Raw genomic sequence first — 26,704 nt, forward strand, 5'->3', positions numbered from 1 at the left:
TTCAGCGATATTTTTGTCATAAATGCTATAAAACATTTTCCTTCAAGAATAAATTAGCTCCCATTAAAATTTGGACGATTACACATGATGTAGACAAACCTATCAACAGATTGTGATGCGAGGATTAAACAATCACAATGAATTAACGAAAAACGTAATGTGTTGTTTATAAAAGATTTTTTAAATAAACAGAGTTACTAACATTTAAAAAATAAACACTAGCAACAAATTTTTCTACTGTGCCTAGCAAAAACCCCGATAACGATGAGTTAGTCGGGGTTTTTACAGGAATTAAACTATTTTAACCCTAGTTTCTTCTCTAAATAGTGGATATTAGTCCCACCTTTACGGAAGTTTTCATCAGATAAAATTTGCTGATGAAGTGGGATATTCGTTTTTATGCCTTCAATAATGGTTTCTGATAACGCATTTTCCATACGGCGAATGGCAATATCTCTATTTTCAGCATAAGTGATTAGTTTACCAATCATCGAGTCATAATGTGGTGGAACAGAATAACCTGCATAAATATGAGAATCCCAACGGACACCTAAACCGCCAGGGATATGTAAACGCGTAATTTTACCTGGCGAAGGTAAGAATGTACTTGGATCTTCCGCATTGATACGACACTCAATCGCGTGTCCACGCACTTTAATATCTTCTTGTTTTACTGAGATAGGTAAGCCTGCCGCAACACGAAGTTGTTCTTTTACCAAGTCGATACCTGTAATCATTTCTGTAACAGGATGTTCTACTTGTAAACGAGTATTCATTTCGATGAAATAAAACTCACCATTCTCATATAAGAACTCGAAAGTACCCGCTCCACGATAGCCAATTTCAATACAAGCATTAGCACAACGCTCACCGATAAACTTGCGTAATTCTTCAGTAATACCTGGTGCAGGTGCTTCTTCCACCACTTTTTGATGGCGACGTTGCATTGAGCAGTCACGTTCTGCTAAATACACTGCATTTCCGTGTGTATCTGCAAGCACTTGGATTTCAATATGGCGTGGATTTTCTAGGTATTTTTCCATATAAACCATATCGTTATTAAAGGCGGCTTTCGCTTCTGCTTTTGTCATCGCAATAGATTCTTCTAAATCTTTTTCGTGATGAACAACTCGCATTCCACGACCACCACCGCCACCAGATGCTTTAATAATCACAGGGTAGCCAATTTTCTGAGCGATTTCTTTATTCTTTTGAACATCAGTCCCAATCGGGCCACCAGAACCTGGTACGCAAGGCACACCTGCTTTTTTCATCGCATTGATTGCAGACACTTTATCTCCCATTAGGCGAATAACATCTGCTGTTGGGCCGATAAAAGTAAAACCTGACATTTCTACTTGCTCTGCAAAATTAGCGTTTTCAGATAAAAAACCATAGCCAGGGTGAATTGCATCAGCCCCTGTTACTTCTGCTGCAGCAATAATCGCTGGAATGTTTAAATAGCTTTTGGTTGATGGTGCTGGCCCAATACAAATGGTTTCATCTGCAAGTAGAACGTGTTTGAGTTCACGATCTGCTGTAGAGTGAACAGCCACAGTTTTGATGCCGAGTTCTTTACACGCGCGTAAAATGCGTAAAGCAATTTCACCACGGTTTGCAATGACAACTTTTTCTAACATTGGCATTTTTCCTTAAAATGACAAGCGGTTACATTTTGCGAAAAAAATGCAAGAACTCACCGCTTGAGAGAAATGAATTATTCAATAATGAAAAGTTTTTGATCAAATTCAACCGCTTCACCATCATTTACTAAGATAGCTTTTACTACCCCAGCTTTATCTGATTCAATACGGTTCATCATTTTCATTGCTTCAACGATACAAAGTGAATCGCCAACTTTTACCGATTTACCCACTTCTACAAATGGTGCTGCATCTGGACTTGGGCTACGGTAGAAAGTACCAACCATTGGTGAAAGAATTGCGTGTCCACTCACTTCAGCAGGTGCTGCTGGCGTTGTTGCTTGAGGAGCAGGTGCTGAAGGAGTCGCAGGCGTTGCAGGTGCAACTTGTGGTGCTGCCACATATTGTACCGCAGCTTGTGCTGCAACAGGTGCAGCTCGACTAATGCGTACTGTACCTTCTTCTTCTGAAACTTCTAGTTCAGTAATACCTGATTCTTCAACAAGTTCGATAAGTTTTTTGATTTTGCGAATATCCATAGTGAGATCCGTTTTGATATAAAAAATAAGAAGGACTCTGAGTAAAATCCTCAGAGCAAAACGTGGTATAGATTACCCGAATTTCCGCTAATTTGCGATAAAATTATTGCAAAATTGGCGAAATTCGCCAAATTTTCTAACTGATCGTAGCAGTTAATAAAATAAAAATAGTGCTTGAGTGATTGAAAATAACAATAAATTACGCTTTGTTTAGAGACTGAATAGCATAATCGAGTGCATATTCATAACCTTTTGCACCGAGTCCACAAATAATACCTTTGGCAATATCACTTAAATAAGAGTGATGGCGGAAAGGTTCGCGAGCGTGGACGTTCGATAAATGCACCTCAACAAATGGAATTGCCACTGATAATAATGCGTCACGCAACGCAACACTGGTATGCGTAAATGCGGCAGGGTTAATAATAATAAAATCAACCGTTCCAAATGCTTGATGAATACGATTTATAAGTGGTTCTTCGCCGTTAGCTTGGAAATAATCAAGCTGAAAACCTTGTTGTTTAGCCAGTTGTTGTAAATGTTGTTCAATATCAGACAATGTTTGAGAACCATAAATTTGTGGTTCTCTTTTACCTAACATATTCAAGTTTGGCCCATTAAGTAGCAGAATGTTTTTCATTATTTCCCTTAGCTTGTTGCATTCAAGCGGTCTGTTTCGTTAAATGTTTTGCAAATGTTAGAGCAATGACTTTACCAACTCTGGCGGTCTGCAAAATTTTGTACCTTTCTCACCGCTTACAAAAGGGCGGTTCAGTAATCTTGGATATTGTGCCATTAACTGAATAATGGCATCGTCTGAAAGGCTTTTTCCTTCAATATATTGAGCGTATTCCTCAACATCTGTGCGTAACGCCTCTTGTAATGAAATACCACTTTCTTGAATTAACCTCTGAATTGTCTCTTGTGAAAGAGGTGTTTTAAGATATTCCACAATGATTGGTTCAATACCCGCTTGTTGTATCAGTGCCAAGGTTTCACGTGATTTACTACATTTAGGATTATGATATAACGTAATTGCCATTATTCCTCCGTTTTAATGTCTTTGCGTAGAGATACCATCAGTTGATCGATTTTAAAATTCTCGGTATCAATAATCTCAAATTTATACTGTTCAAATAGCACAAAGTCAGTCTTTTTCGGGATTTTTCGTAACATATACATCATAAATCCACTGATTGTTTCGTAGTTTTCTTGATTTGGGAAAGATTCAATATTCAACGCACGCATTACATCTTCTAATGGTGTTGAGCCATCAATTAACCACGAATCTTCATCTCGGCGAACAATTTGTTCTTCTTCATTAGAAACGAGTTCGCCCATCACAATACTCATTACGTCATTTAGGGTTACAATGCCCACCACAAGTGCATATTCATTGATGATAACAGCAAAATCTTCTCCTGATGATTTGAAAAGCTCAAGCACTTCATAAAGTGAGAGTGTATCGGGAATGTACAGTGCTTTTCTTAATACTCGATTATCTGTCAGCGAAACAATATCTTGTTGCAAATAGAGCGTTAATAGCGTGTGCGATTCAACATAACCGATAATTTTGTCAAGGCTGCCATCTGTAATCAATAACTTGGAATGTGAATTTTGCTGTAAGGTTTCTAAGGTCTGCTGGCGTGTAAACGATTTATCTAAAAAGACAATATGCTCACGTGTTGTCATTGTTGAAGTAACGGTTCGCTGTTGCATATCAAAAATATTTTCAATTAAATAATGTTCCTGTGTTTTTAGCACCCCAGCTTCTGCTCCAGCATCAACGATCGCAATGATATCTTCGGGTGTCATACTTTCTTGGCGAATAGTTGAAATGCGTAAGACTCGGAATAAACCGCTGGCTAAACTATCAAATAACAGTACCAACGGTTTAAATAAGAAAATACAGAAGGTCATAATACCGACCATTTTCACTGCGACTTTTTCAGGACTCGCCATTGCCATTCGTTTTGGCATTAAATCAGCAAACACAATAAAAGACATCGTAACCGAAGCAAAGGATAACCAAGACGATACACTTTCTAACCATTCCGCTTGGCTATACTTAGATAAAAATGCATAGACATAAGGCGTGATTTGTCCTTCACCGATCATCCCCCCTAAAATAGCAACCATATTTAGCCCTATCTGAACAACCGTAATAAATTGTCCCGGCTGCTCTTGAAGTTCTAAGACTTTCTTGGCTCGTAAATCCCCATCATTTGCCATCTGTTGTAATTTTAGCTTTCTTGCTCCTGCTAACGAAATTTCACCAGATGAAATAATCGCACTGATAATAATCAGCAAAATAATACTTAAAATTGACTCAAATAATCCCATAATTTTTGTTATGTTTAAAAAACACCAAGTGATTATAACAAAGCCCCTAAAGTAAGCAAAATTTGTAAAAAAATACCCGAAACTAACCGCTTAGTTAGGGTAAAGGGTATATTAAATGTTAAATAATGTATCACTCAATAAGAGCATTATGTGTAGAAGATTGGGTTTAATCTTCTATCATGGCTTTATCCAACGATTCTCTCGTAAAAGCTGATCGGCATATTGCATTTTTAGTTTAAGATTTTGCAGAGCCTGTTCATCTTTAGCGGAGTAGTTTTCAGCCTTCTCTTGAATACCTTCAGGTGTAAAACCTACCCACGTTGTTGGTGTAATCATTCCAACTGTATCACCTTGATTAAGCATCACGCTTTCACTCTTTTCATTGGCAAATAATGATTTCCCGAAAGTATAAATAGGCTGGTTAAATCCTAGTAAATCCATAATGGAAGGAAATAGATCGTACTGTGAAGCTAATTCAGTATGACGTATCGGCGTTAATGAGCCATCAGGGCTAAATATGACCAACGGAATATGGAAACGCTGTGGCAAATTATCATCACTTTCTGCATTTAGTGTGTGGTCAGCTGTAAAAATAAAGATAGTATTTTGATACCAAGGCTGTTTTTCTGCCGATTGCATAAACTGCTGTAACGCCCAATCACTATATTTTAGCGTATTTAGGAAACCATTTTCGCCTTGGTCATCGTGTGGATATAACTCGAACTCACTACCAATTTTAGGAAATGGTTCGTGTGTTGTTCCTGTAAACATAAACGCAAAGAATGGCTGTTTTTTGGCTGGTTCACTTAATTTTTGATTAAAGGTTTGCAACGCATCGTAATCCCAACCAAAACGAGGCTGCTCTTGCGGATATTCTCGTAAGAGCGGAACATCTTCTTTACCGTAATATTCTTGGAAACCAAGTGCGTTGGCAATGCTATCCATATGAAATGAACGGCGAGCAGAAGATTGCATCATTACAGTGCGATAATTTTGTTGATTGGCAATCTGAGCAATACGGCTCATCTCTTTTAATTCTAAGCCAAAGCCAAGAGTAGGCTGACTTTGTAACGAAGGCGTAGAAGAAAGAACCGCTTGAATACCCACAATGCTACGTTGCCCTGCTGCGTAATAGTTATCCCAAACTTGAGATTTCGCCACAAGGCTGTCCATAAACGGTGTAACTTTATAACTTCCACCTGCTAATGCATCAATATATTTATAGCTCCAACTTTCTAATAACACGAGTACCACATTTTTACTCGTTGGCTTATTTTCAGGATGTTGCCATTTAAAAATAAGCGGTTGTTTGCTGGCAAAATTTTGCAACTCCGTTGAAGAAACGTAATTGAGTGGTTGCTCTTTTAAACGATTACGACTTTCTCGATAAGTGGTATAAACGGGGTTTAAGGCGAGATTCGCCTGTTGTAATTTACTCCCCGTAAAAGCATCACTTAAATTGATTGGGCGACTAGAAAGAACAATCCCCCTAAATAAAATGAAATAGATCCCTGCAAGTAACAACCAAATAGCTAAACGTAACCATTTATTTTGCGGAAGGACGGCTTGCTGTGTGAGTGGACGTTGAATGACGTAGTACCACAAAATCCCGAATAGTATTAAGCCGACTAAACTACCTAGGGTATAAGCTAAGCGAGAACTGAGTGCAATTTCAATTAACGCACCTTGATCGGCACTCAAATTGAGAATTTCCGCACCGATATGGTGCTGTACTTCACCAAAATAAGTGAGATCGCCTAAACTATAAGCACACATTACAAAAATCATTAAAGCACACAGCCAAGCTAATAATGTGCGACATTTCGTTCCTTGAATGGCTTTAAAAGGTAAGCTTAGCAATACCAACATTGGCGAACAGAAAAGCATTGTTGTAGCACTATCAAATTGAATGCCTTTGACCAACCCTTTGGCAACTTCAGAAAGTGTTAATGGCGAGAAGTAATCATAATGAACAAAATATAAACCAATACGGCATAATCCAAAGGCCAATAATGCAAATAGAATGATTCGAATCGGTAGAATGGCGAAGTGCATAGTGCAACCTGACAAGAGAACTAAATGTTAGAAATAGTAAGCTAATTTTGCTAAATAGAAAAGTAAGCGGTTGCTTTCACATGACATTTTGGGAAAATTATGGGTTATAACGAGTAATCAGATCAATTTTTATCATTCCATAAATGAATAAAGGATGAGAGTGAAGATGGGTTTTATATTGCAACAATCAAAGGAACATTATATATTCATTCTCCTGGTTTAAATGAAAGTGATTCTCAAGGAATGAATAAAGGGACAAAGAAGAAATCCTATGTAAAAATCACTGAAATTGGTGGGATACCCTTAAAAGTAAAAGATGTTAAATCCCCATCTAAATTAAAACCGATTAAACAATTTTATTAAATGATTTTATGATCTTGTTACTCCTAAAGGATATTTAAAATGAAAAAATTAGCTCTAATAACCGTTTTATTTACAGCGACTATCCAGCCTACAATGGCTAATAGCACTATATTTTCTTGTTTTATGAAAAATGGGAAACATCTTTCAATCGAGAAAGTTGGTAGCAATTACCAGTATAGCTATGGAAAACCAGGCAAACCTGAAATGGTATTCACAAATAGAATCTCTGATGTTGAAAATACTCGTGATAGTGGTATTCAGGCGATGAATATTACAATGTTCAATAAAGGTGTTGAATATTTTATTTGGAATAACTTTGTTAGGGAAGCTGGTGGTGGAGTATCTGTCAGTAAAAATGGTAAAGAGTTAGCAAATACATACTGTGACCCTAATCGAGAAATTTATGGATTAGAAAATTCTGCACATTAACCATGTTGTAATTTTTTATACATAGACAAGCGACCACTTTTCCATAAAAATTTGCAAAAGATTATGGGGAAGTGACCGCTTGATTTATTGGAAAGACTGGCTACTTACCAATACAGAAAGAACTGAAAATGTTCCCAAGTAGATCGTCTGAAGTGAATTGCCCTGTAATTTCGCTTAATGCGTTTTGCACGAGACGTAATTCTTCGGCGAGTAGCTCACCTGCGTGGAATTGCGTTAGTTGAATGTGTCCACGCTGTAAATGTTCTGCGGCAGTTTCCAATGCAACTAAATGGCGGCGGCGAGCGATAAATCCACCTTCCGTAGAGCTTTGATAACCCATTGATTTTTTGAGATGTTCACGCAATAAATCTACGCCCACTTTAGTCTGGGCAGAAAGACGAATAAGCGTAAAGTTATCCACATCGACTAAACTTTCACTTTCGCCTGTCAGATCTACTTTATTGCGGATCACCGTAACTGGAATATTTTTCGGCAATTTACTTAAAAAATCTGCCCATTCTTGTTGGAAATGTTCACTTTGGGACTCAGTGCTATCAATCATCAATAAGACATGGTCTGCTTGAGCAATCTCGTCCCAAGCTCGTTTGATCCCGATCTTCTCTACTTCATCACTGGCTTCTCGTAACCCCGCTGTATCAATTATATGTAAAGGCATTCCGTCAATATGAATATGTTCACGCAATACGTCGCGGGTTGTGCCTGCAATATCCGTCACAATCGCTGCTTCTCGCCCTGCCAATGCGTTGAGTAGGCTAGACTTGCCTGCATTTGGTTTGCCTGCAATCACGACTTTCATTCCTTCTCGCAGAATTGTGCCTTGCTTGGCTTCTTGACGAACATTCGCTAATTGGGCAATAATTTCGTTTAATTTTGTTTCGATTTTACCGTCCGCTAAGAAATCAATCTCTTCATCAGGAAAATCAATAGCCGCTTCAACATAGGTGCGAAGATAGATTACAGAATCTACTAATTGATTGATTTTATTAGAAAATTCACCTTGTAGTGATTTTAATGCTGAGCGAGCAGCTTGTTCTGATGTCGCATCAATTAAATCGGCAATCGCTTCTGCTTGAGCAAGATCGAGTTTATCATTTAAAAAGGCTTGTTCAGAAAACTCCCCTGCTCGTGCAATACGAATACCTTTAATTTTGAGAATACGGTTAAGCAAAATATCTAAAATCACTTGTCCGCCGTGTCCTTGTAATTCAAGGACATCTTCCCCTGTAAATGAATTTGGTGCTTTAAAAAAGAGGGCGATTCCTTGGTCTAAAATTGTGCCATCTTCATCTTTAAAAGGAAGATAATCAGCCATTCTCGGCTTTGGACATTTACCCAATACTGCTTGAGCCACTTCGGCTGCTTGTGGACCAGACACGCGTAAAATACCGATGCCCCCACGACCGATTGGCGTAGCTTGTGCCACAATGGTTTCTTTCATCTATATGTTCTCTACTTGGATTTGAAAATGAGTCTATTGTACCTGACAAGCGGTAGGTTAAGGAAAATTTTTATTGAAGATTAATTATTTATGCCAGTTTAAAACGATATATGGATGACTTGTTTACTGATGAAAAATATAAGGTGGGCTTAAAACCCACCGAAAATAGCTTTTCTCAAGAAATACTTTCAAGCGACCTAAATAAAACTGGCTGTATATTTTGCAATAACGAGTTCTTCGTTTGTTGGGATCACATAGGCTGAGTGCTGAGATTGATCCGAAGTGATTTTGCCATTTTGTCCGAAGCGAGCAGCTAAATTACGTTCTTGATCAAGTTCAAAACCTAGAATGGTTAATTTTTCAAGCACTAAACGGCGAACTAATTCCGAGTTTTCACCAATTCCACCAGTAAATACGATGGCATCGAGTTTGTTATCTAACAATACTGCATAAGAACCAATATATTTTACAAGGCGGTGGATATATACGTCTAATGCAATTTGGCAGTATTTGTCTTTGGCGTAATTCTCTGTAATGTAACGAAAATCGCTACTACTTCCGTTGGTTAAGCCAAGTAAGCCAGATTGTTTGTTGATAAGATCGCTCGTTTCTTGTGTAGAAAGATTGAGCTTTTGTTTTAGGTAAATCAATAACGCCGGATCGACATCTCCACTGCGTGTTCCCATTACCAGCCCTTCACAAGGTGTAAAGCCCATTGAAGTATCAATGCTCTGTCCATTTTTGATTGCGGTAATGGATGCCCCATTTCCTAAATGGCAGCTAATCATATTCAAATCTTCCAACCGCTTGTCTAGATACTCGGCGGTTTTATAAGCAATATAATAGTGGCTAATACCGTGGAAACCGTAGCGTCTAATACCGTATTTTTCATAGTAGGAAATCGGTAACGCATATAAATACGCTTGTGGTGGTAAGGTCGCGTGAAAACCTGTATCAAACACGCCTACATTTTTTTCTTTCAAATGAGGAAAAGCAACTTGTGCAGCTTTTACTCCCGTTACATTTGCCGGATTGTGTAATGGGGCAAGTTCCGCTAAAGCCGATAAATCATCAAGTACTGATGGGGTAAGAATAGTCGGTTGAGAGTATTTTTCACCGCCATGCGTTATACGATGTCCAATGGCTTTAATTTGTTGTTTGAGTTCAGGGAAGTGGGTAAGAATTTGTTCGGTGATAAATTGCAGAGCGTCTGTATGATTTGCTTTTTGAGGTAGGGCTGTTTGCTGTTTTTCGCCTTGATATTTCCAGCTGATTTTTGCTTCTGGCAAGAGTAAGCATTCCGCTAAACCCGATAAAACACTCTCTTCATTTTCAGGGTTAACTATTGAAAATTTAAGGGAGGAGCTTCCGCAATTTATAACAAGAATATAATGTTGTTCAGACATAATCATAACTCCATAGCTAAAGTAAGTGACCATTATCACCTATATGATTTACCTTAATCTTGCTAGGGTCAAGAAAATTTGCAATAAAATAAAAAATAATTGATTTGATAGCGTACGATTTTGCAAAATTCTTGTAAAATCACACCGCTTAATTTTTATAGATAACATTACAATGTCAAATTTGCCTGAAACAGAACAACCTGAAAAACCTAAACGCAAAGCATACTTTATTCCAACACTTTTTAAGCTCTCAGTGCTTGGAGCTTGTTGTGTCGGCATTTACGGTATTTATTTAGATAGTAAAATTCGCTCTAAAATGGAAGGGCAGATTTGGCAGCTACCTGCTGAAGTGTATTCTCGCATTGAAAGTATTAAACTATCCGACAATTTAGATTTAGAGCAAACCAAGCTAATTTTAATTCACAATGGCTATCGTGAAGTCTCTAATATTGTAACGCCTGGTGATTTTAAAATTGATGGTAACACCTTAGTATTACTCCGCCGCGCATTTCCATTTCCTGAAACGCCTGAAGCTCAACGTGTCCTTCGTATGCGTTTTATTGATAATAAACTGGCGGCGATCGAAGATCTTATTCAACGTAAGCAAGTCGATGAATTTCGTCTCGATCCTAAATTGATCGCAATGTTACATTCAGACAACGATGAAGAACGTCAGGCTCTGCATTTGCATAATTATCCTAGTTTGCTGATAGATACGTTAATTTTGACCGAAGATAAGCGTTTTTATGAACATAATGGGATTAGCCCATTAAGTATTATCCGAGCTTTAGTAACAAACTATCAAGCAGGGAAAACAGTACAAGGCGCAAGTACGCTTACTCAACAATTGGTTAAAAATCTCTTTTTAACTAGTGAGAAATCGTTAGAGCGTAAAATTAACGAAGCATTGATGTCCATTATTTTAGATGCTCGCTATGATAAAAACCGTATTCTTGAAACCTATTTAAATGAAATTTACTTAGGACAAAACGGTAGTTATCAAATTCACGGTTTTGCTCTTGCTAGCCAGTTCTATTTTGGGCGACCTATTCAGGAAATTAGCTTATCACAAATGGCATTATTGGTTGGTATGGCGAAAGGTGCATCTCTCTACAACCCTTGGCGTAATCCACAACTTGCCTTAGAACGACGTAATGTGGTTTTAAAAATTCTGCTAGAGCATCAAAAAATCACGCAATCTGAATATGATTTTCTCGTACAACAGCCGTTAGGTATTAAAGAAAAAGGCAGCGTTTACCGCCAACAGCCCGCCTTTATGCAAACTCTCGCTACTGAATTGAAAGCGGAATTTGGCGAAAATAATATGACCAAGCTTTCGGGAGCAAGAATTTTTACCACTTTAGACCATAAACAGCAAAGTGCAGCAGAACAAGCTGTTATTAATGGTTTAGAAAGTCTTGAAGAACAAAATAAGAAAATCAAAGACTTAGAATCAGCGATTGTTGTTGCAGAATATAAAACGGGTAAAGTGCGTGCAGTGGTTGGGGGGCGTCTAACACAATTTGCGGGCTTTAACCGCGCAATTCAAACGAAAAGACAGATTGGTTCATTAGTTAAGCCTTCAATCTATGCGATTGGTTTAGCACAACCGAATTTATTCCGTTTAAACACTCCAATTAATAACCAACCAATTACGATTACGATCAAAGGCAGTCCGCCTTGGTCTCCTCGCAACTATGATCGCCGTTTCAGCGGTTCAGTAATGTTAATGGATGCCCTTGTTCGCTCTTTAAACATTCCAACGGTCAATATTGGAATGAAAGTCGGCTTGAAAAAAGTCATTGCAAAACAAAAAGAGATGGGTTGGGATAGTGCAGAAATTCCACCGTACCCAGCAACATTATTAGGCTCGTATTCAATCTCGCCTTATGATGTCACTAAGTCTTATCAAGTATTGGCAAATTCAGGGCTAAAAACACCGCTTACGACCATTGAGGCGATTATTTCTCATACTGGCGAAGTGATTCAACAGCGGGATATAGACAAAGTTAGCACTCAAGTACTACCGCCTGAAGCAGCTATTCAAGCCTTATACGCAATGCAACAAGTCGTAGAACGTGGAACAGCTCGTAGCTTACAAAATGATTTTGCTCAACTCCGTTTAGCCGGCAAAACAGGAACAACCAACAATGCTCGTGATACTTGGTTTGTAGGTATTGACGGTGAAAATGTGACGACTATTTGGTTAGGCAAAGATAACAATAGCGATACGCACTTAACGGGTTCAAGTGGTGCATTGCAAGTTTATAAAGAGTATTTAAAACGAACTACACCACTGCCTTTTGTTTTACCAAAAACTCCAAATCTACAGTGGGTTGGTATTAATAGTTACGGCTCTTGGGATTGTTCAAGCCCACGTCAAATCCCTGTTTGGAAAGATAAGGGACAGCGTTATTGTACCAGTGGAGGAACAGTGGTAGAAGCGAAACCAAGTGTATGGGATGCCCTCTCTTTGAGTAAGGATAAGCAGCAAAATCAACCAACTAAGGCTGATGAAGTGGAAGGCCAAGCCCCAATTGAAGAAGTCGCACCAACAGAATAGTTTGCTTAGTCAAAGTTTTTGATTCACTCAGACCGCTAAAAACCTCTAGACATCTGGCTAGAGGTTTTATCTAATGAGCGTATAGCAAAATAAAATGCCTATAATTTGCCCACCTTTTCATTTAATCTATTCAATTACTATTCAATCTAGCCTATTTAATGTGTAAAATACCTATAATTTTTTACAGTATTTTAGATAACACTAATGCCTCATATTGATCAAATTTGGCTGTATATTGCCATTCTATGCTTAATCATATTATGTTTATTTCTGTTTTTTTCAGGCAGTCGCTATCAACGAGATCGTCTTGAATTACAGCAAGATCTGAGTCAATCTCAACAACAACTTGAACAGATCTCAAGTCAGCATCAATCACTCTTAGCTGAAAAAAGTCAATTAGAACAATGGGGTATTCAACAACAAACTCGATTTGAAAGTAGCCAAGAGCGTTTATTGGAACGCGATCACTTAATTACTCAGTTACAGCAGAAAATTGAACAAGCAGAAAATGCAGAAAATCAGTTAGAGCGTTATATCAATGAGTTAAAAGAGCGTATTGGTTCTGCTCATACCAAAGCGGAAGGTTTAGAAGAACAGCTTCAACACAGCCAAAATCAATTTAGCCATAAAGAGCGAGAAACTCAGGGGCTTTACGTTCAACTTGCTCAATCTCAGCAAGAATTAGCTGAGCTACGCACCACATTAAATGAAAAACAAGCGAATTTTGAAAGTCAGCAACGGCAATTTTTAGAAGTTCGTCAGCAGTTAAATGTGGAATTTCAGCATTTAGCACAGCAAATTTTAGACGAAAAAAGTAAATCATTTTCTGAAAGTAATAAAAATGCATTGGACTTACTTTTAAAACCGTTTAAAGAGCAAATAGAAGGCTTTCAAAAACGGGTTAATGAAGTACATTCTGAAGCCATCAAGGGAAATGCTAATTTAGAAACCGAAATTAAACGAGTGCTTGAAATTGGACTATCAATGTCGCAAGAAGCCCAAAATCTAACTACTGCATTGAAAGGAAATAATAAAGTTGCAGGGAATTGGGGGGAAATCCAGCTAGAAAGTGCCTTACAATCGGCAGGTTTACTTGAAGGCGAGCATTATCTTGCCCAAGAAAGTTATCGAAATGACGAAGGAAAACGCTTTGCCCCCGATTTTGTTGTACGGTTGCCTGATGATAAGCAGCTTATTTTAGATAGCAAAGTTTCCCTTGTTGCTTATGACCAAGCGGTGCGTTCCGAAGATAATTTTGCAATTCATAAAGCCTTAGATGAACATTGCCGTTCATTGCGTCAGCATATTGATGGGCTATCGAAGAAAAATTATAGTAACTTAATTGGGATTAAAAGCCCTGATTTTGTATTGATGTTTGTGCCGATTGAGCCAGCCTATATTGAAGCGATGAAACACGATCCGCAATTATTCAATTATGGCTATGAAAGAAATGTTATTCTTGTGTCGCACACAACCTTAATGCCAATTTTACGCACTGTTGCAAACTTATGGCGAATTGAGCGTGGTAATGCTGAGGCGCGAGAAATCAGTGAAAAAGCAGGGGATATTTATAATCAAGTCTGTGTAATTGCCGAGCGTTTAGCTAAACTTGGGAATACGCTAACCACCGCAAGCAAATACTATAATCAGACAGTTACGTCTTTAGTGGGTAAACAAGGGTTAGTCGGTAAGGTTGAGCGTTTCCAACAACTTTCAACAAAAGCGAGTCAAACCTTGCCCCAAGTGGAATTACTGGCGAATGACTGGGATACGACTCGTTTAGGTTTAATTATTGATAAAGTGGAAAACAGCGAACAGGATCAGAAATAATGTTGTTAATCATTGATAACCACGACTCTTTTACCTTTAATTTGGTTGATTTACTACGCAAAATGAACGTAGAAAGCCAAGTTATTTCTGTTGAGCAATTAAATTTAGATGACGTAGCAAAATTCAGCCATATTATGATCTCACCTGGCCCTGATGTACCTAGAGCCTATCCGCAACTTTTTGAAATGCTAGAGCGCTACCATCAGCATAAATCTATTTTAGGTGTCTGTTTAGGGCATCAAACCATTTGTGAATTTTTTGGTGGGACGTTATATAACTTAGAAAATGTTCGCCACGGGCAACAACGTCCGTTAATCCAGAAAGAACAAAATCCCATTTTTGAAAATCTGCCCGAACAATTTAATATTGGGCTTTATCATTCGTGGGCTATCTTGCAAAAGTCTCTTGAAAATACACCGCTTGTTGCAACTTCTATTTGTGATCAAAATGTGTTAATGGCGATGAAACACTATTCTCTGCCGATTTATGGCGTGCAGTTTCATCCTGAATCTTTTATGACTGAATATGGAGAGCAGATTTTAAGAAATTGGTTAAATAGCTAAGAATAAATAGTTCTCTCTCACAGAAATATGAGAGAGAACATCAATATCAATGTACTTGTGGTTTATTTACCGTTTTGGTCTGAGTAAAATGGCTGTGTAGGAAAAGTGAAACAATACGCAAGTATTCAACAATTTCTTCCCCTGCTTCGAGTAGATCTTCACTTTTATCTTCTTCATCGTAGCCAAGTTTAGCGATTTCATCTAAATCATCAATGGCTTCGCCAACTTCATCAGTTTCTTGTTGTAGCTTAGGTTGAGCTAAACCTAGCCCCAGTAAAAAGTGATTTGTCCATTGTGCAATGCCATCAGCTAAAGCAAAACCATCTTCTTCGCTTGGCAACCAAAGTGAAAATAGCGTATTCGCTTCATCAAAACTTTCACTAAGCTGTTGATAAAAATCAGTTAATTTTTTGAGTGGAGCTTGTGAAAAAGCGTGCCCATCATTGGTCACTTGGTAGGTGAGTGTCTTCCACGACTCATCTTGAATACCGCCTGAAATTAATCCACTGATAAAACCATGAAACTCAGCCGGGGTGTATTCAATCTGTAAATCTGTAATAAGTTGTTGAAATTCGTTCGGTTGTAAAATAGCCATAACCTGTTATTTTGTGATTTGAATAAAGAGTGGCATAATAGCAAAAATTTTTGTTTTGGTAAGGATTTCCCGATAATGTCGAAAAATAATATTGAATTATCCCTTTTCGGACAGGTTCTGCGTCTCTATTGTCCTGTTGAGCAACAGGATTTTTTATTAGCATCAGCGAAACGCTTAGAAGAACGTGTTGCAACATTAAAAGAGCAATCTGGAATTATTCAACTTGAGAAAGTGCTATCTATTGTTGCCCTTAACTTAAACTACGAGCTGGAACAAGAACAACGTAAAAACGTAGAAAATAAAAATGTTTTAATGGCTTGTGTACAACAACTAGACAGCTCATTGGCAAAATTCCAATCGACTGATGCTCAAGCAGTTCCAATCGGTCAAGAAAATAACGAATAATTCGATTTCAGCGATTTTCTTGATCTGAACACTAGGAAATTTTGCTAAATTCCGTTAGTATTCATTTTGCCTGAGGTGTGCGTTGTTAGTTACGTCCCTGAGCCGATATTTAAAACTCCTTGAGTTGAACCCTTAATCGTTGGTGAGCAGGCTCGCTTGCGAGAAGCCTAAAAGTGATTACGTTCGACTCCCTTGAACCGTCTGGTTCAAGGACCACAACTGATAACGGCACTTCGGGTCTCTTTTTATGATGAATGATATTTCCCCACTTCCACTTTGCGAACAACGCAACCAACTTCGCAAACAAATGCGAGCCAAACGCCAAGCATTAACCCTTGATGAGCAACGCTTTGCAGCACAAAATATTATCCCCAAATCGCTAGAATTGATTGAACATTATGCCGCTCAACACCTTGCCTTTTATTTACCATTTAATGGCGAAATCTCACCGCTTCCTTTGATTGAAAAATTACGCTCAATAGGCAAAAAGATTTATCTTCCCGTATTACACCCCTTTTCATCACACCAACTGTTATTTTTGCGTTTTGATGATAAATCAGATTTATCCTCTAACCGTTTTGGAATTTTAGAACCCAAATTAGACGTTAGAAAAGTATTGCCAATTAGCGAATTAGAAATGATCTTCGTCCCCCTTGTTGCTTGTGATACACAAGGCAATCGGCTTGGTATGGGCGGCGGGTTTTACGACCGAACCCTTTCCCAAGCCAAACATTTAATCAGCGTTGGATTGGCTCATCAATGCCAACAGTTAGAGTGTTTACCACTAGAGAGTTGGGACGAACCACTAGATTATATCGTGATAGGAAATTCAATTTAAAACTGTTTTTCCACAGTCAAAAACCATTCTCCATTTTTTCTTGAATATAAATCAGGCATATTGCTATGGATTTTCATATAACTGAAATTCAACTTCGGCATTAAGCCTTTCCACGCCCATTTTTCATTCCATAGAGACCAATTTGCCCGATATTCTTTATCGGCACGTTTATAGCCATAAAGATAATGCTTTCCTTCAAAATGGCGTTTGGCATAGCTACTTCTAAATTCCGTTCCCCAACTTTTCCAGCGATAAATGACGCCAAGTTCTCCACCAAATTTATGGGAAGATGATGCTTTTTCTTTGGTTTGATCTCGATTTGCATCAATACTTGCAAAAAATTGCCAAGATCTGACCGCTTGCCAACGTAATGCCAATGAAGCACTATTTTGGAAACCATCATAACGGCTTGCGGTTAAGTAGTCTTGATAACGTTTTTGGCTATGGTTTAAGCGAGCTGAAGCAATCCATTTTAAGTTTAAATAGCGATAGCTGTGCAGTGTTACACCGAACTGTTTACTATAGCGTGGGCTACCTAGCCAATTTTGCTCAACAAATGGCGTAATACCCAAGCTCATTTTGGCATTGCGATATTGGTATCCCAAGCTAAAGCGAAGTGATTGCTCGCTGTAATCTTGATTATCCCAATAATAAACACCGTTGTAATGCAGTGAAGTGTTAAGATAGTGATTACTTGTCAGATTATGGGATTTTGATATGCCAACACCATAGCGAAAACCTTCTGCCGATTGTGGTAATGAATCTTTATCTTTGGCTAATTGTCGTCCATTGATATTAACTACTGAGGAACTAGAGGCATTATTAACATTATCGGTACGAACATATTGCACAATGAAATCAGGTTGCCAGCCCTGTTCTTTCTCCATTTTTGCTAAATAGCGTTCAGCTAGATCTTGAATTGCTGGTGCTAATAGTAAGTTGCTCGATGGCTTGTTTGTACTGTTGATTTTCGTAAAGTATTACCCCTTCTATTTTAAACTACCAACTCCCTCCAGCTCCGCCACCGCCAGAGCTTCCGCCGCCAAATCCTCCGCCACTACCGCCACCGAAGCCTCCGCCAAAGCCACCACGTCCGCTACCAAATCCGCCAGAAGATCTCGCCGTACGAATAATTCTATCTGCGGTACTTGGGCTTATGTATCTATTTCCTCCTCGACCAATAAATTGGAATAAGATGAAAATAGCAATAGCAATGATAAAAAAGATCTGCTCATCATCTAAGCCAAATAAGTTTTGAGTTTCTTCCTCCGCAGCGGGAGCATATTCCCCTTGTGTTGCAGCTATAATTGAAGATAGCCCCTTAGCAATGCCTTGAGCATATAAATTCTGTTTGAAATAAGGGGTTATGTCATTACGAATAATTGAAGATGCAATCGCATCAGGCAATGCAGCTTCTAGTCCACGTCCTGTTGCAATAAAGAGTTTTCGGTCATCTTTCGCAATCAGCAACAACACACCATTGTTTTCTTTCTGTCTGCCAATTCCCCATTGATTAAATAAGTTATGCGAATAACTCGATACCGCTTCACCATTTGTATTGGGAACAATCACAACGGCAATTTGGGAACTTGTTTTTGATGCATAATCAATTAAAGCATTCTCTAAGATCTGGCGATCTTGTTGTGTCAATGTTTGAGTATAATCAGACACATAGCGAAATGGCTTAGGCACTGTGGGATAATTAGCAAAACTAAATAACGTAAAAAATAGCGTGGCACATAATATGGCATAACGAGCTATATTTTTTCTCATTTAATAATCACCTCATTCGATAATTCATTCACATCATTCGCTTGAATAGGAAAGTACTGTGCTAGCTGTCCTTCCACTTGCTTAATACCTTCACAAATCGCTTGAGTAAACTGTCCTTTTTGACAATCCGCTTTCATTGCATCATAGACACCCTGCCAAAATGAATTTCCAACTTTTTGATGAATACCTTCATCACCAATCACCGCAATTAAATGTGGCTTAAAAGAGAGATAAAGCAATACGCCATTTCTGTCTGCTGTGTTATACATTTCTAATTCATTAAAAAGTTGTGTTGCTCTTTCAAGTGCATTTTTATGTTTAGCTTTACGCTCTACTACAACTCGTAACTCAGCCGATGTTGTTTTCTCTAAATGCGAAATTGCCTCTTCGATCTGTTTAGTATCGAGAGGCAATTTACGTTCAAAAAATGAAAATAATCCCATTCATTCCTCATTTATATTTAATAAGCGGTTAGATTTTTGCATTTTCTTGCAAAATAGCAAAAAGATGAAGGGCGTATATTACGCCCTTACGTGATTAGTTAAAGTTTACAACAGGTGCTTTTTCTGAGCCGACTTCCGCTTTGAATTGTGGTTTTGGGCTGAAACCAAATAACAAAGCTGCTAATTTGGTCGGTAATTGGCGAACCTTTTTGTTATACTCTTTTACTGCCGCATTAAAATTATTACGCTCTACATTGATACGATTTTCTGTACCCTCAATTTGAGCTTGAAGATTTAAGAACCCTTCGTGAGCTTTTAATTCTGGGTATTTTTCTACACTAACTAATAAACGAGAAAGTGCTGAATTTAAACCTTGTTGAGCTTGTTGGAACTGAGCCATTTGTTCTTCAGTCGCATTTGTTGGGTCAATTTTAGTCTGAGTTGCCTTTGCTCGAGCCTCAATCACATTAGTGAGCGTTTCCTTCTCAAAGTTAGCCTGCCCTTTTACCGTATTCACTAAATTTGGGATTAAATCCGCTCGGCGTTGATAAGCCGATTCTACATTTGCCCAAACAGAATTTATATCTTCTTCTGCCTTTACCAAGCTGTTGTAACTACTACTTAATGTCATCGCTCCAAATAATGCCACAACCGCAAGGACGATAATCACAATCCATTTTTTCATAAATGTAAACCTCTAATGTTAAAATTTCTATGCTAAGGTCTATTGACCTTTTGTTTATTAGTTCAGTGAAACCTTACAAGTTCACTTCTCTTTCTTTTTGCCCTGATTTGCTAAATAAAGTCGTTTTCAAGACACCTAATAGCTCTTGTCTGACAACAGAAAGTGTTGGTCGTTCCCCTTTTTGAAAAACAATTGGGCGACAAAATTCCATTGCTTTGATACCTAAACGAGCCGTTAATAAGCCTACGCCTATCCCTTGAGCTACTCGCATTGACAGTTTAGCGGTAAGATTTTGCGAGAAAAATTCACTGCCCACATCAGTAACAATCTCCGTTGCTCCAGCAAATACCATATTCGTTAAGACCATCTTAAATAATTTTAAACGACTGATATAGCCTAATTCCATTCCGTAAGCTTTCGTGATTTTATTAACAAGAGCAATATTTCGCCAAGCCACCATCAATACATCGGCAATAGCCAACGGGCTAATGGCAACAATCAGTGCATTTTCAGTTGCACTTTTGCTAATCAATTTTTTTACTTGATTATCAATTGGGCTTAACACTGTTTGGCTGAAAAGATAAAATACTTCTTTACTATTGTAAGCATCATCAAGCTGTGATTGCCAACGTTGTTGTGCTTGTTGGATCATTGGTGTTTGAGATAAATTGCCAAGCGTGGATTTGCAAAATTCAGTGGCTTTTTCACCGCTTGTTGCAGAATGATCATCTAGTAATTGTTGGCTTACTTGCTGTTGATAATGATGTTTACGCAACCACAACAATTTACGCCATTCACTCATAATCGCACCAATGCCAGCTAAGCTAATCGCAAAAAATGCAATAGCAAAAACTAAATAGATCCATTGATTTTGCTTCCACGAATCAATCACCAATTGAACCGATTGGGCTATAACTGCCACACCTAAAAGAACCAATGCACCTAAAAACAAACGAATCCAAAAACGAGACGGTTTAACCGTTTCTTCAAAGGCTAATTTAGGTTCAATTTCTTCAGTGATATCGAGTTGAATATCGTCCGTATGAGAAAATTCTTGCTTGGGTTGATGTTGAGCAACTTTTGGCTCTTCTTCATTAAAAATACGTTTTTCCATTCTGATTTACCGCCTGAATAATATGTTGTTTTAAACCATCATAGCCATGTTCTTTTTTGAGAATATCAAATAATTGCTCTGCTTCTGGGTACTCTTTATCAAGATAACGTAGCCATTGTTTAATCCGAGCAACGTGATAGAACCCCGTATCTTGCTTATTTTCCATATTGACATATTGGAAAAGTAGCTCTAATACGTTATCCCACCTCATTTTAACCTGATTAAATTTGATGACTCGACTCAGATTTGGCACATTTAATGCTCCACGCCCAATCATTAGCGATTGACAAGCGGTGACTTCTTGGCATTTCTTTGCAGATGCAAAATCCCAAATTTCACCATTTGCAATCACAGGAATAGTAAGCCGTTTCGCGATATCTCCAATAGCTTGCCAATTTATACGTTCTGCACGATATCCGTCCATTTTAGTTCGACCGTGTACCGTAATTTCTGTTGCACCGCCTTGTTGCACCGCATCGGCAATTTCAAAACAAGTGTTGCTATTATCCCAACCTAATCGGACTTTGACCGATACGGGTTGATCGGTTGGTACAGCCTCTCGCATTGCTTTTGTTGCTTGGTAGATCAATTCGGGTTGTTTGAGTAATGATGCTCCACCATTACTGCCATTCACTGTTTTTGATGGACAACCACAATTCAGATCCACGCCGTGCGATCCTAATTCCACTGCTAACGCTGCATTTTCAGCCAACCATTGCGGGTGTTGCCCTAAAATCTGCACCCGAACAGGTGTACCAGACGGCGTAAAACCATTATTATGTAATTCTGGGCACAAACGATAAAAAGCCTTTTTCGGTAATTTTTGATCCACGACACGAACAAATTCAGAAATGCAGAGATCATAATCATTTACTGCAGTCAGTAATTGACGAACAAAAGGATCTAACACCCCTTGCATTGGAGCCAAAATCAGTCTTGGTACTATTTGCAAATCTTTCACAAAATCTTACCGCTTAGTAGGAACTACGTAGTCGTAAATCTGGACGAGCAACTAAGTAAATCAACAAAGCAGTCAATGCGCCTAAAGTATCGGCTAGCATATCCTTTTGAGCATCCCAAATATCTCCTTGTGAACCAAGAAATTCAATCCCTGCATTGCCCCCTTCGATCACCGCATATTGCCATTCAATAATTTCATAGCTCGCAGCCACTGACATAATAAAAAATAGCGAAAAGAAAAAGGCAACACCTAATCCGCATTTACGTTTACGTAATAACCATTCTGCCATTGGGAAACTATAAAAACCGATAATATAGTGCGCGACTCGATCAAAATGGTTGCGTTCTTCACCTAAAAAAGGGGAAAGATATTGATTAGCCCATTCAAATGGAACATTTGCAAAAGTATATTTTGCACCAACCAAGTGCATTATCATCCATAAAGACATTAAGAAATAAGCAAGTCCACTAAATTGAAAGAGTGGATAGGTTACAATCAATAATCCAAAGATAATAAAAATAGGCATAACTTCCGCATACCATACTGCTCTATCGGTAGGTGCTAATCCTGACCAAATAGAGAGCGCAATAATAACAATTGCAAGAAATAACGGAACAATATGAGAACGCGTTTGCATTATTTCCATCCTTTTGTCTTGCAGATAAGATCGTAAGCCGCCTGAATTTGTTGTGCTTTTTCTTTTGCCACTTCCATCATTTCTGGAGGAAGACCTTTAGCAACTAATTTATCTGGATGATGTTCATTCATCAATTTACGATAAGCTCTCTTCACTGTATTTTGTTCATCTGATGCAGCTACACCTAATACTTTATAAGCATCTTCTAAAGTTGGTCCATTGCTACTCTGTGATTGCTGATAATGACCTTGTTGATAGGCTCTTTGTTGATAATAACCTGAACGGAATTGCTGTGCAGCAGCCACCATTGCGAGCATTTGCTCAAATTGAATACGTGACATTCCTAAAATTTCAGCAATAGTAAATAAAATTTTCTGCTCTTTTTGATCTAAAGAACCATCTTGTAAGGCTGCTTGCATCTGAACTTCAACAAAAAAACGCAATAAATCATTACGTTGTCCGCAAGCCTCCCTAAATTCTTGAATGACCTTACGCAAAGGAAACTCAGTATCTTTGCCTAATGTGAAGGCTTTCTGAGCTAATTGCTGTTGATTGGCATCTAATTTCATTGATGCCATTAAATTGCGAGCTAACTGAATATCATCTTCAGTTACTCTTCCTTTTGCCTTAGAGATATGTCCTAAAACAGCAAAAGTAGTTTGCATAAATAAAGATTGACGTGTCAGCCCTTTCCCAAAAATGCTTGATGAAACAGAACCTAACTCATAGAGTTTTTTATCTCCCCAATGCCCAATAATAAGCCCTAATAGCCCACCAAAGAATCCACCGAAAAATTTATATCCTAAAATAAAACCTAATATTTTTCCTACAAATTGCATTTTATCTCCCAACTACAAGTAATAGTGTTGGCTATTTTAACGGAAAAAACTTAAAAAATACTTAAAAAATAAAGCCCCGAAAAATCGGGGCTTTAGTGCTAACAATTAAAGTAAAAATTAGTACTCTAACACTGCACGACGGTTTTTCTGATAGTCAGCTTCAGAGTGACCTAATACTGCTGGTTTCTCTTCACCGTAAGAAACTGTTGCTACATTAGAAGCACCTTTAGATGCTAAGTAGTTTTGTACTGCATCTGCACGACGTTGACCTAATGCGATGTTGTACTCTGGTGTACCACGTTCATCAGCATGACCCGCAACAGTTACTTTACCTTGTGAAGATGTTAAGTATGCTGCATGAGCATCTAATAACTGTTGATATTCGCCTTCAACAGTATAACGGTCAAAACCGAAATACACAGTGTTATAACGAGTTTGTAAATCTTGTACTGATAAGCCACCAAATGTTTGGCCATTTACACCTGCGTTCGCACTTGCTGCTTTGTCATCTGAGCTGCTACAAGCCGCTAAAACGAAAGCTGGTGCCGCAATCATTAATACTTTAGCTAGTTTTTTCATTTTTTTCTCCAAAAGAATTATTGTTTTGTCAAATACGGTGACCAAGCAGGGAACTTATATTGTCCACCTGCTCCTGGCAAGTTAGCTTTAAAACGGCCATCTGCGGACACCAATTGTAGCACTTTGCTCACACCTTTGGTAGAGCTATAAATAACCATTGTTCCATTTGGTGAAATACTTGGACTTTCGTCTAAAAACGTAGAACTCAATACTTCTGTGCTACCTGAAGTCAAATCCCGTTTTACTATTTTATCACTCGAAACCATGATTAAATTCTTGCCATCTGCTGAAATTTTACCACTACCGCTGCCACCAATCAAGCTAGCACCACCACCAGATGCACTCATTTGATAAACCTGTGGAGAACCACTTCTATCAGAAGTAAATAAAATTGAACCGCCATCAGGAGACCAGCTAGGCTCAGTGTTATTACCTGCTCCGCTTGTTAATTGCTTTGGTGAACCACCACTTGCGCTAGTAACATAAATATTTAGTTGTCCATCTTGGTTGGACGCAAAAGCGACTCTTGAACCATCTGGTGAAAATGCTGGCGCACCATTATGCCCTTTCAGTGATCCGACCACTTTACGTCCACCCGAACGTAAATCGTGAACAACTACTTGTGATTTTTTATTTTCAAAAGTTACATAAGCTAATTTTGAACCTTCTGGCGACCACTCAGGCGACATCAAAGGCTCTTTACTACTTACAACCGTAAAAGCATTAAATCCGTCATAATCTGAAACACGTAATTCATACGAAGATACTCCACGCTGAACAACATAAGCAATTTTTGTTCTAAATGCACCACGAATTTGAGTTAATTTCTCAAAAACCTGATCACTTACAGTGTGAGCACCTAAACGAATTTGTGCCGCAGGTACATTAAAGGAACCTTGTGCAATCACATTTCCTGCAGCACCTGAAGTACCTAATACATCTATTAATTGATAAGCAACATTATAGCCACCGCCAGATGCAGACACCTGACCAACAACAACATTATCAGCCCCTAAAACTGACCATTGGTCAGGCACAATTTCAGTAGCAGATCCTGGTTGAGATGGTAGCCTTTCTCTCGGAATTGGAGAAAATTTACCACTATTGCGTAAATCATCAGAAATAATTTGAGCAACATCTGCTGGCACCGCACCATTTGCTTTAAATGGTACGACAATAATCGGCTGTGCTGTACTTACACCTTGGTCAATAGAAATTCTGACATCAGATTCTGCTTTTAACAAACCTGATACTAATAAACCCATTGCCATTATTGTACTCGTAAAACGAGAAACTAATTTCATTTTGAACCTCTCGGGTTAGATTGTTATTTAACTTTTAAACTAAAATCAAGCGTTGGTGATTTATATTGCTGATAAACTTGATCAGATGGTGCAGGTGGTACTTTTCTTGTTGCGACAATTGCACTTACGGCAGCATCACATACAGCTTTATCGCCTCCTACAACCTGATAATTTCTGATAGTACCATCTCGCTCTAAGAAAATTTTCACATCACATTGTTTTCCAGCAAAACTTGGATCAACGCGATAACGTGATTCAATCAATTTCTTAATTCTTTGCCCGTAGGCACTACCATCAACATTCGCTCCTTGACCTAAACCACTCGTTCCACCACTACCTTGGCTTCCAGAGCTATTTTTATTCCCGCCTTTACTTGTACCACCACCAATATCACCATTATTTAAGAAATCATCTAGGGCTTTATTATTTTTGGCTTTTTCGGCCTTTGCGGCAGCTTCGGCTTTCGCTTTAGCCTCTTTTTCTGCTTTGGCTTTAGCTTCTTTTTCTGCCTTAGCTTTAGCTTCTTTCTCAGCTTTTTCTTTCGCCTCTTTTTCTGCTTTCGCTTTAGCATCTCTTTCAGCTTTTTCTTTTGCCTCTTTTTCTGCTTTCGCTTTAGCATCTCTTTCAGCTTTTTCTTTTGCCTCTTTTTCTGCTTTAGCTTTAGCCTCTCTCTCAACTTTTTCTTTTGCTTCTTTTTCTGCTTTAGCTTTAGCCTCTGCTTTCTTCTGTTCTTCTAATACTTTCTGTTTTTCAGCTTCTTTAGCTTTTCTATCTTCTTCAGCTTGCTTAGCCGCTGCTTCCAGTTTTTTAGCTTCTGCTTCAGCTTTTAGTCTAGCTGCTTCAGCTACTTTTTTACGAGTAGCCTCTTCTTCCTGAAGTTTTCTTTGTTGTTCTTGTTTGACTAACTCTTGCTGACGCTGTTGCTCTTGACGTTTTTGTTCTTCCTGAAGTTTTTGCTCTTGTTGCTTTTTAATTTCTTCCTGTTTCTTTTGTAAAGCGATTGCTTGCTCTTTTCTCTTCTCTTCTGCAACTTCCTCAGGAGTAGGTTGTACATCTTCAACAGACTCTTGAACTTCTTCCTTCGGTTCTTCTTTTGGTTCGACTTTAGGACGATTACCTTGTTTATTTTCCTTTATTCGCCCATATTCTGCCGCAACCTGCCCAGTATCTACCATCACAGCGTCAAAAGACTCAGAATCGCCCCCACTACCGCCAGCAGCAGGTTCAATCATTTTGGTAAATAATGAGCCTAACAATAACAATCCTATCAATACAAGATGTAGTAGGATTGAAATAATTACGGCTAACTCTAGTCTATCGTTTCTAGATTTCACACAT

At 38.4% G+C, this 26,704-nt stretch carries 26 protein-coding genes and 1 other RNA gene; 7 read left to right on the plus strand and 20 right to left on the minus strand.

Annotated features, from left to right (window positions below):
* Positions 1-296 precede the first annotated feature (296 nt).
* The 6 genes from accC to A1D26_RS00570 all read right to left on the minus strand — a co-directional run bounded on the left by accC (position 297) and on the right by A1D26_RS00570 (position 6,580).
* Complete coding sequence (accC, locus tag A1D26_RS00545) at positions 297-1,640, minus strand: acetyl-CoA carboxylase biotin carboxylase subunit (RefSeq protein WP_157402189.1); 1,344 nt, start codon at positions 1,638-1,640, stop codon at positions 297-299.
* Positions 1,641-1,717: 77 nt separating this feature from the next.
* Positions 1,718-2,182, minus strand: a complete 465-nt coding sequence (gene accB, locus A1D26_RS00550; RefSeq protein ID WP_157402190.1) for an acetyl-CoA carboxylase biotin carboxyl carrier protein — start codon at positions 2,180-2,182, stop codon at positions 1,718-1,720.
* 199 nt (positions 2,183-2,381) lie between these two features.
* The gene (gene aroQ / locus A1D26_RS00555; RefSeq protein WP_157402191.1) at positions 2,382-2,822 is read right to left on the minus strand and encodes a type II 3-dehydroquinate dehydratase; all 441 of its coding nucleotides are present in this window, start codon (positions 2,820-2,822) and stop codon (positions 2,382-2,384) included.
* A 57-nt stretch (positions 2,823-2,879) separates the two neighbouring features.
* The gene (gene arsC / locus A1D26_RS00560; protein ID WP_157402192.1) at positions 2,880-3,224 is read right to left on the minus strand and encodes an arsenate reductase (glutaredoxin); all 345 of its coding nucleotides are present in this window, start codon (positions 3,222-3,224) and stop codon (positions 2,880-2,882) included.
* Positions 3,224-4,525, minus strand: a complete 1,302-nt coding sequence (locus tag A1D26_RS00565) for a hemolysin family protein (RefSeq protein ID WP_157402193.1) — start codon at positions 4,523-4,525, stop codon at positions 3,224-3,226. The genes arsC and A1D26_RS00565 overlap by 1 nt, the downstream gene beginning before the upstream one ends.
* 177 nt (positions 4,526-4,702) lie before the next feature.
* Complete coding sequence (locus A1D26_RS00570) at positions 4,703-6,580, minus strand: LTA synthase family protein (RefSeq protein WP_157402194.1); 1,878 nt, start codon at positions 6,578-6,580, stop codon at positions 4,703-4,705.
* 402 nt (positions 6,581-6,982) lie between these two features.
* On the opposite strand from A1D26_RS00570, the gene A1D26_RS00575 reads away from it, so the two are divergent.
* The gene (locus A1D26_RS00575) at positions 6,983-7,372 is read left to right on the plus strand and encodes a hypothetical protein (protein WP_157402195.1); all 390 of its coding nucleotides are present in this window, start codon (positions 6,983-6,985) and stop codon (positions 7,370-7,372) included.
* A 100-nt stretch (positions 7,373-7,472) separates the two neighbouring features.
* On the opposite strand, the gene mnmE is transcribed toward A1D26_RS00575, so the two are convergent.
* Together mnmE and A1D26_RS00585 are read right to left on the minus strand one after the other, a co-directional pair.
* Positions 7,473-8,831 carry a tRNA uridine-5-carboxymethylaminomethyl(34) synthesis GTPase MnmE gene (mnmE, locus tag A1D26_RS00580; RefSeq protein ID WP_157402196.1) on the minus strand — a complete coding sequence of 453 codons (1,359 nt, stop codon included), beginning with the start codon at positions 8,829-8,831 and terminating at the stop codon, positions 7,473-7,475.
* Positions 8,832-9,028: 197 nt separating this feature from the next.
* Positions 9,029-10,237, minus strand: coding sequence for an acetate kinase (locus tag A1D26_RS00585; protein ID WP_157402197.1), 1,209 nt, complete (start codon positions 10,235-10,237; stop codon positions 9,029-9,031).
* A gap of 172 nt (positions 10,238-10,409) precedes the next feature.
* Here A1D26_RS00585 and mrcB point away from each other — a divergent pair, with 172 nt between their 5' ends.
* The 3 genes from mrcB (at position 10,410) to A1D26_RS00600 (ending at position 15,193) form a co-directional block, all read left to right on the plus strand.
* Positions 10,410-12,800: a penicillin-binding protein 1B gene (gene mrcB, locus A1D26_RS00590; protein ID WP_157402198.1), complete on the plus strand. Its 2,391-nt coding sequence runs from the start codon at positions 10,410-10,412 to the stop codon at positions 12,798-12,800.
* Positions 12,801-13,004: 204 nt separating this feature from the next.
* Complete coding sequence (rmuC, locus tag A1D26_RS00595; protein ID WP_157402199.1) at positions 13,005-14,630, plus strand: DNA recombination protein RmuC; 1,626 nt, start codon at positions 13,005-13,007, stop codon at positions 14,628-14,630.
* Entirely contained in the window at positions 14,630-15,193 is a 564-nt protein-coding gene (locus A1D26_RS00600; RefSeq protein WP_157402200.1) for an anthranilate synthase component II, read from the plus strand. Before rmuC ends, A1D26_RS00600 begins: the two co-directional genes overlap by 1 nt.
* Positions 15,194-15,239: 46 nt before the next feature.
* On the opposite strand, the gene A1D26_RS00605 is transcribed toward A1D26_RS00600, so the two are convergent.
* Entirely contained in the window at positions 15,240-15,788 is a 549-nt protein-coding gene (locus A1D26_RS00605) for a UPF0149 family protein (protein WP_157402201.1), read from the minus strand.
* Between the two features lie 75 nt (positions 15,789-15,863).
* Here A1D26_RS00605 and A1D26_RS00610 point away from each other — a divergent pair, with 75 nt between their 5' ends.
* The 3 genes from A1D26_RS00610 (at position 15,864) to A1D26_RS00620 (ending at position 17,031) form a co-directional block, all read left to right on the plus strand.
* Positions 15,864-16,193 carry a cell division protein ZapA gene (locus A1D26_RS00610; protein ID WP_157402202.1) on the plus strand — a complete coding sequence of 110 codons (330 nt, stop codon included), beginning with the start codon at positions 15,864-15,866 and terminating at the stop codon, positions 16,191-16,193.
* 64 nt (positions 16,194-16,257) lie between these two features.
* A non-coding RNA gene (gene ssrS / locus A1D26_RS00615) (6S RNA) lies at positions 16,258-16,437 on the plus strand.
* 3 nt (positions 16,438-16,440) lie between these two features.
* Entirely contained in the window at positions 16,441-17,031 is a 591-nt protein-coding gene (locus tag A1D26_RS00620) for a 5-formyltetrahydrofolate cyclo-ligase (RefSeq protein WP_394370207.1), read from the plus strand.
* On the opposite strand, the gene A1D26_RS00625 is transcribed toward A1D26_RS00620, so the two are convergent.
* The 11 genes from A1D26_RS00625 to tolA form a co-directional block, all read right to left on the minus strand.
* The gene (locus A1D26_RS00625) at positions 17,028-17,918 is read right to left on the minus strand and encodes a surface lipoprotein assembly modifier (RefSeq protein WP_232516778.1); all 891 of its coding nucleotides are present in this window, start codon (positions 17,916-17,918) and stop codon (positions 17,028-17,030) included. The two genes, A1D26_RS00620 and A1D26_RS00625, sit on opposite strands and share 4 nt — an antisense overlap.
* Positions 17,919-18,030: 112 nt before the next feature.
* Complete coding sequence (locus tag A1D26_RS00630) at positions 18,031-18,804, minus strand: TPM domain-containing protein (RefSeq protein WP_157402203.1); 774 nt, start codon at positions 18,802-18,804, stop codon at positions 18,031-18,033.
* Complete coding sequence (locus A1D26_RS00635; RefSeq protein ID WP_157402204.1) at positions 18,801-19,247, minus strand: TPM domain-containing protein; 447 nt, start codon at positions 19,245-19,247, stop codon at positions 18,801-18,803. Before A1D26_RS00635 ends, A1D26_RS00630 begins: the two co-directional genes overlap by 4 nt.
* 94 nt (positions 19,248-19,341) lie before the next feature.
* Positions 19,342-19,932 carry a LemA family protein gene (locus tag A1D26_RS00640; RefSeq protein ID WP_157402205.1) on the minus strand — a complete coding sequence of 197 codons (591 nt, stop codon included), beginning with the start codon at positions 19,930-19,932 and terminating at the stop codon, positions 19,342-19,344.
* 73 nt (positions 19,933-20,005) lie between these two features.
* Positions 20,006-21,046 (minus strand): YcjF family protein, encoded by a 1,041-nt coding sequence (locus A1D26_RS00645; protein WP_157402206.1) that lies wholly within the window; start codon positions 21,044-21,046, stop codon positions 20,006-20,008.
* On the minus strand, positions 21,027-21,980 hold the full coding sequence (dusC, locus tag A1D26_RS00650) for a tRNA dihydrouridine(16) synthase DusC (protein ID WP_198303034.1): 954 nt from the start codon (positions 21,978-21,980) through the stop codon (positions 21,027-21,029). Before dusC ends, A1D26_RS00645 begins: the two co-directional genes overlap by 20 nt.
* Before the next feature lie 40 nt (positions 21,981-22,020).
* Positions 22,021-22,644: a DUF2238 domain-containing protein gene (locus tag A1D26_RS00655; RefSeq protein WP_157402207.1), complete on the minus strand. Its 624-nt coding sequence runs from the start codon at positions 22,642-22,644 to the stop codon at positions 22,021-22,023.
* Positions 22,644-23,483: a co-chaperone DjlA gene (gene djlA / locus A1D26_RS00660; RefSeq protein ID WP_157402208.1), complete on the minus strand. Its 840-nt coding sequence runs from the start codon at positions 23,481-23,483 to the stop codon at positions 22,644-22,646. The genes A1D26_RS00655 and djlA overlap by 1 nt, the downstream gene beginning before the upstream one ends.
* A gap of 117 nt (positions 23,484-23,600) precedes the next feature.
* Positions 23,601-24,062, minus strand: a complete 462-nt coding sequence (gene pal, locus A1D26_RS00665) for a peptidoglycan-associated lipoprotein Pal (protein ID WP_157402209.1) — start codon at positions 24,060-24,062, stop codon at positions 23,601-23,603.
* 17 nt (positions 24,063-24,079) lie between these two features.
* A complete protein-coding gene (tolB, locus tag A1D26_RS00670; RefSeq protein ID WP_157402210.1) occupies positions 24,080-25,366 on the minus strand; it encodes a Tol-Pal system beta propeller repeat protein TolB in 1,287 nt (428 codons plus the stop codon).
* A gap of 23 nt (positions 25,367-25,389) precedes the next feature.
* Positions 25,390-26,700 carry a cell envelope integrity protein TolA gene (gene tolA, locus A1D26_RS00675; RefSeq protein WP_157402211.1) on the minus strand — a complete coding sequence of 437 codons (1,311 nt, stop codon included), beginning with the start codon at positions 26,698-26,700 and terminating at the stop codon, positions 25,390-25,392.
* Positions 26,701-26,704: the final 4 nt, after the last annotated feature.

The organism is Ursidibacter maritimus (assembly GCF_009761395.1).
Lineage (GTDB): Bacteria > Pseudomonadota > Gammaproteobacteria > Enterobacterales > Pasteurellaceae > Ursidibacter > Ursidibacter maritimus.

What these genes read in the sequence shown, in the direction of transcription:
- accC (WP_157402189.1), bottom strand. Translation starts at nt 1,640, where the DNA reads ATGTTAGAAAAAGTTGTCATTGCAAACCGTGGTGAAATTGCTTTACGC.
- accB (WP_157402190.1), bottom strand. Translation starts at nt 2,182, where the DNA reads ATGGATATTCGCAAAATCAAAAAACTTATCGAACTTGTTGAAGAATCA.
- aroQ (WP_157402191.1), bottom strand. Translation starts at nt 2,822, where the DNA reads ATGAAAAACATTCTGCTACTTAATGGGCCAAACTTGAATATGTTAGGT.
- arsC (WP_157402192.1), bottom strand. Translation starts at nt 3,224, where the DNA reads ATGGCAATTACGTTATATCATAATCCTAAATGTAGTAAATCACGTGAA.
- A1D26_RS00565 (WP_157402193.1), bottom strand. Translation starts at nt 4,525, where the DNA reads ATGGGATTATTTGAGTCAATTTTAAGTATTATTTTGCTGATTATTATC.
- A1D26_RS00570 (WP_157402194.1), bottom strand. Translation starts at nt 6,580, where the DNA reads ATGCACTTCGCCATTCTACCGATTCGAATCATTCTATTTGCATTATTG.
- A1D26_RS00575 (WP_157402195.1), top strand. Translation starts at nt 6,983, where the DNA reads ATGAAAAAATTAGCTCTAATAACCGTTTTATTTACAGCGACTATCCAG.
- mnmE (WP_157402196.1), bottom strand. Translation starts at nt 8,831, where the DNA reads ATGAAAGAAACCATTGTGGCACAAGCTACGCCAATCGGTCGTGGGGGC.
- A1D26_RS00585 (WP_157402197.1), bottom strand. Translation starts at nt 10,237, where the DNA reads ATGTCTGAACAACATTATATTCTTGTTATAAATTGCGGAAGCTCCTCC.
- mrcB (WP_157402198.1), top strand. Translation starts at nt 10,410, where the DNA reads ATGTCAAATTTGCCTGAAACAGAACAACCTGAAAAACCTAAACGCAAA.
- rmuC (WP_157402199.1), top strand. Translation starts at nt 13,005, where the DNA reads ATGCCTCATATTGATCAAATTTGGCTGTATATTGCCATTCTATGCTTA.
- A1D26_RS00600 (WP_157402200.1), top strand. Translation starts at nt 14,630, where the DNA reads ATGTTGTTAATCATTGATAACCACGACTCTTTTACCTTTAATTTGGTT.
- A1D26_RS00605 (WP_157402201.1), bottom strand. Translation starts at nt 15,788, where the DNA reads ATGGCTATTTTACAACCGAACGAATTTCAACAACTTATTACAGATTTA.
- A1D26_RS00610 (WP_157402202.1), top strand. Translation starts at nt 15,864, where the DNA reads ATGTCGAAAAATAATATTGAATTATCCCTTTTCGGACAGGTTCTGCGT.
- A1D26_RS00620 (WP_394370207.1), top strand. Translation starts at nt 16,441, where the DNA reads ATGATGAATGATATTTCCCCACTTCCACTTTGCGAACAACGCAACCAA.
- A1D26_RS00625 (WP_232516778.1), bottom strand. Translation starts at nt 17,918, where the DNA reads ATGGAGAAAGAACAGGGCTGGCAACCTGATTTCATTGTGCAATATGTT.
- A1D26_RS00630 (WP_157402203.1), bottom strand. Translation starts at nt 18,804, where the DNA reads ATGAGAAAAAATATAGCTCGTTATGCCATATTATGTGCCACGCTATTT.
- A1D26_RS00635 (WP_157402204.1), bottom strand. Translation starts at nt 19,247, where the DNA reads ATGGGATTATTTTCATTTTTTGAACGTAAATTGCCTCTCGATACTAAA.
- A1D26_RS00640 (WP_157402205.1), bottom strand. Translation starts at nt 19,932, where the DNA reads ATGAAAAAATGGATTGTGATTATCGTCCTTGCGGTTGTGGCATTATTT.
- A1D26_RS00645 (WP_157402206.1), bottom strand. Translation starts at nt 21,046, where the DNA reads ATGGAAAAACGTATTTTTAATGAAGAAGAGCCAAAAGTTGCTCAACAT.
- A1D26_RS00655 (WP_157402207.1), bottom strand. Translation starts at nt 22,644, where the DNA reads ATGCAAACGCGTTCTCATATTGTTCCGTTATTTCTTGCAATTGTTATT.
- djlA (WP_157402208.1), bottom strand. Translation starts at nt 23,483, where the DNA reads ATGCAATTTGTAGGAAAAATATTAGGTTTTATTTTAGGATATAAATTT.
- pal (WP_157402209.1), bottom strand. Translation starts at nt 24,062, where the DNA reads ATGAAAAAACTAGCTAAAGTATTAATGATTGCGGCACCAGCTTTCGTT.
- tolB (WP_157402210.1), bottom strand. Translation starts at nt 25,366, where the DNA reads ATGAAATTAGTTTCTCGTTTTACGAGTACAATAATGGCAATGGGTTTA.